The organism is Candidatus Micrarchaeia archaeon (assembly GCA_041650355.1).
In the GTDB taxonomy this organism is placed as follows: Archaea; Micrarchaeota; Micrarchaeia; order Anstonellales; family Bilamarchaeaceae; genus JAHJBR01.
This window is the reverse complement of the sequence record JBAZLI010000051.1, coordinates 1-7,345: the sequence shown is the minus strand read 5'-3', so window position 1 is coordinate 7,345 and position 7,345 is coordinate 1. Positions and strand designations below refer to the sequence as shown.

The 7,345-nt window shown below is 56.5% G+C and carries 8 protein-coding genes; 5 read left to right on the top strand and 3 right to left on the bottom strand.

Going from position 1 to position 7,345, the window contains the following annotated elements; genetic code table 11:
* From WC488_03965 to yjjX, 4 genes are all read left to right on the top strand, one after another.
* Nucleotides 1-785 (top strand): hypothetical protein (locus WC488_03965; protein MFA5077555.1); only part of this gene is annotated, 785 nt, incomplete at its 5' end.
* A gap of 39 nt (nucleotides 786-824) precedes the next feature.
* Nucleotides 825-1,484 (top strand): hypothetical protein, encoded by a 660-nt coding sequence (locus WC488_03960; GenBank protein MFA5077554.1) that lies wholly within the window; start codon nucleotides 825-827, stop codon nucleotides 1,482-1,484.
* A gap of 15 nt (nucleotides 1,485-1,499) precedes the next feature.
* Entirely contained in the window at nucleotides 1,500-2,843 is a 1,344-nt protein-coding gene (locus WC488_03955) for a glycosyltransferase family 2 protein (protein ID MFA5077553.1), read from the top strand.
* 23 nt (nucleotides 2,844-2,866) lie between these two features.
* Nucleotides 2,867-3,868 (top strand): inosine/xanthosine triphosphatase, encoded by a 1,002-nt coding sequence (gene yjjX, locus WC488_03950; GenBank protein ID MFA5077552.1) that lies wholly within the window; start codon nucleotides 2,867-2,869, stop codon nucleotides 3,866-3,868.
* Here yjjX and trpS read toward each other — a convergent pair.
* The 3 genes from trpS to WC488_03935 are packed head-to-tail and all read right to left on the bottom strand — an operon-like array spanning nucleotide 3,865 to nucleotide 6,223.
* Nucleotides 3,865-4,950 carry a tryptophan--tRNA ligase gene (trpS, locus tag WC488_03945; protein MFA5077551.1) on the bottom strand — a complete coding sequence of 362 codons (1,086 nt, stop codon included), beginning with the start codon at nucleotides 4,948-4,950 and terminating at the stop codon, nucleotides 3,865-3,867. The two genes, yjjX and trpS, sit on opposite strands and share 4 nt — an antisense overlap.
* Nucleotides 4,943-5,689, bottom strand: coding sequence for an ATPase domain-containing protein (locus tag WC488_03940; GenBank protein MFA5077550.1), 747 nt, complete (start codon nucleotides 5,687-5,689; stop codon nucleotides 4,943-4,945). Before WC488_03940 ends, trpS begins: the two co-directional genes overlap by 8 nt.
* A gap of 36 nt (nucleotides 5,690-5,725) precedes the next feature.
* Nucleotides 5,726-6,223 carry a hypothetical protein gene (locus WC488_03935; protein MFA5077549.1) on the bottom strand — a complete coding sequence of 166 codons (498 nt, stop codon included), beginning with the start codon at nucleotides 6,221-6,223 and terminating at the stop codon, nucleotides 5,726-5,728.
* Nucleotides 6,224-6,345: 122 nt separating this feature from the next.
* Between WC488_03935 and WC488_03930 the strand changes: the two genes are divergently transcribed.
* Nucleotides 6,346-7,314 carry a ScpA family protein gene (locus tag WC488_03930; protein MFA5077548.1) on the top strand — a complete coding sequence of 323 codons (969 nt, stop codon included), beginning with the start codon at nucleotides 6,346-6,348 and terminating at the stop codon, nucleotides 7,312-7,314.
* Nucleotides 7,315-7,345 lie beyond the last annotated feature (31 nt).

The window sequence follows — 7,345 nt, the reverse complement described above, 5'->3', positions numbered from 1 at the left end:
AGCTGATTGCCCTCCAGAATGAGATTGAGGATGCGAAGGTTCTGAAAAACGAGCTGGATTCCGCAATTGAGGCGGTTGGCGATGAGCAAAAAAGCCTTGCTGAGCGCATTTCCGCGATGGAGAAGCGCGCGGAGGCGCTCAAGGACGGCGAGGACTCGGTAGGCGGGGCGAAACGGCGCCTTGCCGAGCTGCGCAAGATGGGCGAGGACGCCAAACGGCAGAAAGCGGCGACCATGGCAAGCCTGGCTGACGCGGTATCGCTTGTGAAGAAAGAGTCTTCCAAGGTGTCAATGCTGATTTCCAGCCAGCAGGAGACCGTCCAGAGGCTTCAGCAGATAAAAGACGACTATGTAGATATTTCAGAGGAGATAGCAAGCGCCCAGGAAGAGCTCCGCAAAAAGCAGGAGGAGGCTTCAAGGAAGATTGCAGACAGCGTGCGTGCGCTGAATGCAGGGAAGGGCATGGCGGTGAAGGTGGGCGGCGAAGAGCTCCAGAAGGCATCCGCCATGCTTCAGGAAATGGAAACCGCACATGCGGCCTTGGAGGAGAAGGTGAGGGGGCTTTTGAAGGAAAGCGAGATACTCGGGCTGCAGCCCGCTGAAAACGGCGTTGCGGGCATGCGGGAGGCGGCTGCGGGCGTGGAAGGGAACGGCGGCGAGGAGAAGGCGGCATTTGTCGAGAGGATACGGCTTTCAGAGGAGGAGGAGGGCGAGTTCGAGCGCAAGAGGGAGGAGCTCCGCTCGCTCATAAGAAGGATGTGGGAGGAGAACAAGGGCGACTCGTGATTGGCAGGCAGGGGGCGCTAGCAGGAGGTTTTAGGTGATATGGCAAACAAAGCATCCAGCCCTTACATGAAAGCGGCGCTTCTGACGCTTGCAATCGCGCTTCTCGGGTTTTTTTTCATAACGCAGCTGGACTCGATGAGGGCGGGGGAGCTTCGCGAAGCGGTTGACGAGCTGCGGCTGCAATCGGACTCCGAGCGGCTCCTTTACCTTTATTCGCAGGTGATGGACAACAACACTGCAGAGCTTTGCGGCTATGTTTCAAACACTGAAGAAAGCAAGGCGTCCAGGGCTTATGCGCTATCGGAAAAGATACGCTACTATGAGCAGAGCAACATCATGAACTCGGACTATGAGAAGATAAAGGGGCAGTATTACCTTGCGAACGCCGCGCTGTACCTCAACACGCGCGCGATGGAGAAATACTGCGGAAGCACCCCCTACAGGACAGTGCTGTTCTTCTACAAGGTGAAAGAGGACTGCCCGCAGTGCCGGGCGCAGGGGGGGGTCCTCGACTCGCTTCGCAAGACCCATCCGGAAATGCAGGTGTTCGCGTTCCCGAGCGACACCGACTATGAGTTCGTCAACGTGTTCCTGCGCCGCCACAACATAACCGGCGTCCCTTCGCTCGTCATAGACGACAGGGTGGTGCTGGGCGGGCTCAGTGACGAGGCTGCGGTGGAAAGCCGCCTTTCAGGCTAAGCGCGGGTGAAACGTTTGCTGGACAAGAAGCACGAATACCGCCGCTCCACCATACGCATACCTGAGCGGCGCGAGCTTGCAATAATCGGCATGGCGGTGCTCGCGCTTTGCGTCTTCACCTTCCTTGCAATCTCATACCAGGTAATATTCATAGCATACACCATGCTTTCGCTGTTCATATTCTGCTCGTACCTCATCCTTTGGCTGGAAGGGGCGAAGCAGGAGGAGACGCCCCCTGACCCGGAAAGCTGGCCGGACGTCACGGTGATTGTGCCCTCGTTCAACACAGGGGACACGATATTCGAGTGCCTGGACGCCTGCAGGAGGATGGAATACAAGGGCAAGTTCGACATACTGGTGGTGGATGACGGCTCGACCGACGGCTCTTATGAGAAGCTTTGCGGAATGGGGGGCATATCCATTCTCAGGAACGAGAAGAACAGGGGAAAGGCCGCCGCGCTCAATTTTGCGATAAGGCACGCGAAGGGAAAGCTGGTCGCCTGCATAGACTCGGACACCTATCCAAGAAAGGATGTGCTTGAGAAGGCTGCGAGGCATTTCTACCGCGACGACAAGGTCGCATCGGTCGTGGTGTTCGTATGCGTCAACAAGCCGAAAACCATGCTCCAGCGCGTGCAGGAAATAGAATACTGGATTTCATTCGGGTTCTTTTTCAAGACGATTGCGAGCATAGACGGCCTTTACGTGACCCCGGGGCCGACCGCGCTTTACAGGAAGGACATACTCGACAAGCTCGGGGGGTTTGACGAGCAGAACCTTACGGAGGACATGGAGATTGCCCTTCGCATGCAAAAGCACGGGTACAAGATACGCGCCTGCCATGAGACGATGGTGCTCACCGAGGTGCCGGGCACGCTCCCCAAGCTCTTCCGCCAAAGGCTCCGCTGGTACCGCGGCGGGGTGATGAATGTCCTCAAATACATCGAGCTTTTCTTCAACCCGAAATACGGCGATTTCGGCATATTCATACTGCCCACCACGCTTGGCAGCGGGTTTTTCGCGGCGCTTTTCATGGCATGGACCATCATGTCCTTGAGCCGTAATTTCTTCGACTGGCTGACCCCTTTCACATACAATTTCTCGGCAGGGCTGAGCGCCACCGTAGCTGGAGCCGGCAACGGGATGGTGATGTTCCAATCGGCATGGCTTTTGGGCATGTTCTCGCTTGCCATATGGGCATATTTCCTGGTAAAGAGCTTTGAAATATCGGGCACAAGGCCCGGGAGGAAGCACATACTCCCGCTCATATGCATGCTCTGGCTCTATCCCATTTTCACGGGCTTTGTGTTCATGGTCGCATACATCTACGAGCTTTTCGGAGTGAAATACCACTGGTAATCCGGGCAGGCCGAGATGGTCTTATGTCGCATTGCATAATCGGGGGGACGTTCACCTATGTCCATGCCGGGCATGAGCGGCTGCTTTCAGCATGCAGGAAGTTCGGCAAGGTGACCATCGGGCTTACCTCCGACGCCTATGTGAAAAAGCATAAGATATACCCCTCCTTCCCCTATGCGAAACGGCTTGCCGGGCTGGAAAGCGCGCTGAGGAAGAATTCGCTTGCCGCGCGCACCGCCATCAGGAAAATCGAGCACGAGAGCGATGTTGCCTCCACGCTTCCAGATGCAAATGCCATAATAGTCACGGAGGAAACGCGCTTGGCGGCTGAAAGGATAAACCGCGCGCGCAAGAAGAACGGATTGCCCGCGCTTGGCATAATCTTTGTGCCCCTCGCCTTTGGGGATGATTTGAAGAAAATCTCCTGCACGGACATCTACCTGGGAAAAATCGACTTGAAGGGGAAGCGGGCAGCCCCCATTCGCGTACAGGCGGGGACGGAAAACCCAACCAAGCTTCTCGGGGCGAAGCGCGCGCTCTCCCGCGTGTTTGGCAAAAAATTCGCGGTTGCCGGGCACAAGGAGCGCTCAGGGGTGCGCGCGCACCCGTTCAACTCGGAAACTTTTGACGGGGCGAAAAACCGCGCGCATGCGGCTTGGAGGAGGGCTAAAGGAAAGTGCGATTATTCCCTGGGGATAGAAAGCGGGCTATTTTCGCTTTATCCTGGAATGCACATGGACATCACCGTGTGCTGCGCGTATGACGGGAAGGAAGAGACATACGGGACGGGAATGGGGTTTGCGGTTTCGGAGGAAATCGTGGCTGCGATAAAAAGGGACGGAAGCGACCTTGGGAAAGTGATGGCGCAGGTTGCGGGCATAGAAAAGATAGGCAGGAAGCACGGCGCAATCGGGCATTTCTCCGCGCGCGTGCTCCATAGAAGCGAGCAGATTGAGCAGGCTACGGCGTGCGCTTTCGTCCCGAGGATTTGCCGCGCGCGGGTTTTGGACAGGTGCGATGGCTAAACGGCATCCTCGAGAATTTTCCTTGCCTTCGGAAGCATCCTCTTTTTCTTCTCCTGGTGCGCGGAGAGCCAGTCAAGCGCGCGCGTTATGTAGCGCGCCTTGCACTCGCCGCAAAGGACGGAGCCGCCTGTGCAGTCTGCGCTCATTTTTGCAAGCTCTTTTTCGTCATCGATGAAGTGGAAGCGCATAAGGTCGTAAAGCACGCATTTTTCTATTTCGCCGCCCATTTTCCTCTGCTCATCGGCAGTCGTCCTGCCGCCTGTGAAAACGGACGCGAGCTTCTTTTTCGCGGCTTCGGGGGAATCGGAAAGCGAGAGCGTGGAATTTGGGTCGCGCTTGCTCATTTTCGACTCGCCCTTGAGGCTGCGCATTATCTTATGGTAGGTTGCGCCAGGAAGAGTGAGCTTTTCCTTGAATGCGATGTCTCGCGCGAGGCGGATGTGCGGGTCCTGGTCAACACCGACAGGCACTATCACGCGCTTGGGCCCGCCGAAATCCCTGTGCTGCGGAAGGAGTATGTCCCCCACCTGCGTGAGCGCGGCAAAGTAAAGGGAATAGTTGCGCTCGCCGTATATGGCGCGAAGCATTGCAGGGGTGGCGCGGCGGGAGTATACATATGCTGACTGCATGACCCTCCTTTCCTGGGACTGCTTGTAGACGTATGCGTTTTTTTCGTCAAGGCCGAGCGCAAGCAGGTCGGCGACATTCGATACCGCGGTCTCGTGCGTCTGTTCCAGCGTGAGCCCGTTGTCGGCGAATGCCTCAAGGTCTGCAATCGCATAGAACACCTTTGCCTTGAATCTTTTCTGGAAGAATATTATCTCCTCTGCTGTGAGCTTGCTTCCCAGGTGGAACTCGGACGAGGGCTTGATGCCGGACATGACCGCAACTTCCCTGCCCTCATCTGCATCTTTTATCCATAGGTCCAAGTCGCGGTGAGCGAAAAGTATGCCCCTTTCCGCCAGCCTGAAGGAAAGCCTCTTGGCCAGGGAGCCATCCATGCAGGACATCCCGAATTCGTCAAAGAGCTTGGAATAGTCAAAAGACTGCTCGGACGCCCATGGGTCTATTTTTTCAACCATCCAGGACCACCCTCTTCTTTTTTGGAAGCGGCCTGTTTTCTGCCCCCCTATCGCCGTCGCCCACCACAAAGCCGTCCTCGCCTATGCTTGCGGGCCTGAACTCGTGCTCGTGGCGGCAGCCGCGCATCTTCACTATCTCAATCTCGCGGGCCCTGCGGTCGCCGCGGCGCCTGAACGACAGGTTGATGAAGCCATCGCAGAACGATTCCACGCCTGAGAGGGTGTGCGGAAAAATGTCCTCGGCACCAGGGACCGTTTCTGCGGAAATGAGCGCGGTGACTTTCCATCCCTTGACCGCGTTTACGAGCTTCAGGGTCGCTATCCTGCGCTCTTCCTGGGATGTGAACATGAGCGCATAGGGGGTTATGGAGTCTATCACCACCCGCTTTATGCCGAGGGTCTCGATAAGGTCCTTCAGGGCTGACTCCTGCTCGACGAACGCGGAAAGTTCGTTGTGGGGGTATTCGATGAAAGTGAGCTTCTGCCTCTTCTCAAGGTCAGGCAGGTCCCAGCCGAATGCGGCAAGGTTGGAGGACACGGATTCCTTGCTCTCGTCAAAAGAAAGGAAGAGCCCCGGCTCAGAAAAGTCGGTTGCTCCCTTGACCAGGAATTGGGAAATGAAAATGGTCCTGCCCGAGCCCGTGCCCCCTGCGACAGCCACCGCGCTGTTTTTCGCAAAGCCGCCGCCAAGCATCAGGTCAAGGCCAGGTATCCCGGATTTCACCTTGGAAACGTCCATTTTCGCACCTGCAAAAGGATAGCGCATCCTCTCTTTTTAGGCTTGCTGCTCCTTTTTGAGGAGCTTCCTGCCAAGCTCGGTGCGGGAAAGCATCTTCTGCCTGTACTCCTCCGCCTCCTCCTTTGACAGGACGCGCTCCATTATCATGCGCGTGAAGTTCTGGCTTACCTGCGAAATGTCCAGAAGCGCGCCTTGCGCCTCGGCAAGCGAAAGGGACACCTTGTCCGGGCGGAGGATTTCGACCCCTATCGGCGAGTACTGGGAGGATATCCGAACGAGCGTGGAGAAGTCCTTTGCAAGAAGCTTCACCTCTGCCCATGTGGAAAACACGCCTCCCTTCTCAAGGGGGGAGTCTATCTCGCCAACAGCGTAAATGACGCCGGGCTCCTTGGTGAGCTTGGAGATGAACCCGACCATGAGGCTCTTCACATCGTCGGCGGTTTTTGCGTGAAGGTCAAAGTATATCTGGGCAAGGTAGCCTCCGTCGGAAATTGCCTCGTCGGTTATCTCGCTCACTGATTTTTCCTTCTCCATAAGAATGGCACCGCAATGTTAATGGCGCATGGTTTTTTAATTGCGATTCAGGGCCTGCGGGGAAGAGGGATAGGGGCGGGAAGAAGCCTGGGCTGGAAAATGGCTTCCAGATAGGTTGTGCAATGCGCCAAGGCATGCGGAAAGGCAGGGCATGGGCAATGCGCCAAGGCATGCGGCCGGAAGGCGGGGTCAGGTATAAAATAGGTGGCGCGGTATTTTCAGGCATGGCGGCAGGAGAGGAAATGGAACGGCTGGAAAAGGACTCCTTCTACAGCGGGGAGGACGAGCCGAAGCGGAGGGCGCGCGCTTACGAGGAGGAAGGGGAGAGGATAGACGATGGGGAGAAAGCCCCGGGGGCCGCCAACTTGTCGGGAGAGGACATGAAGCTTGAGAAGATAGTGGCGCTGCCCACCTGGCGCGAGATGCTACTTGACCTTGTGGCGACCAGGAAGCTTGACCCCTGGAACATAGACATCGTTGAAATCACCGGAAGCTACCTTGAGCGGATAAAAAAACTGGAGATGCGCGACCTTCGCGTGCCGGCGAACCTCATACTTGCAGCGGCGATACTCATACGCTTCAAAAGCGACGCCTTGCGCTTCGAGGAGGAGACGCAGGTGGTCGAGGAGCAGACCTATGTCGAGGAGGAGGGCGAGCCTTCGGTGATACCTGTGCTTGAGCTCAAAACGCGCGTGCCGCCAAGGAGGATGGTCACGCTCGACGAGCTCCTTGTGGCCATGGAAAGGGTGTTTGACGAGCAGAAAAAGCGGGAGGAGAAGGCTTCGAGGATTGCCATCCCTGAAGTGATAAATATCCAGCTTCCGGAATTCAACATGGAAAGGAAGATGGAGGATGTCTATTCGCGCATCCTTTCGCACAAGGACTCGGAGGGGCTTGCCACGTTCAGCGGGATACTGGGCAGCAAGGCGCCCATGGAGACCATCACCACCCTCCTGCCGCTTCTGCACCTTGTCCAGGACAGGAAGGTTTCCATTTTCCAGGAAAAATTCTTCGGGGAAATATTCATAAGGGTGCGCGAGAAAGAGGAGGGAAAGGAAAGGAAGAAAAATGATGGCGGGAAAGGAGGGTAAGGGGTGCGAAATCGGCAAAGGCGGATGTGCA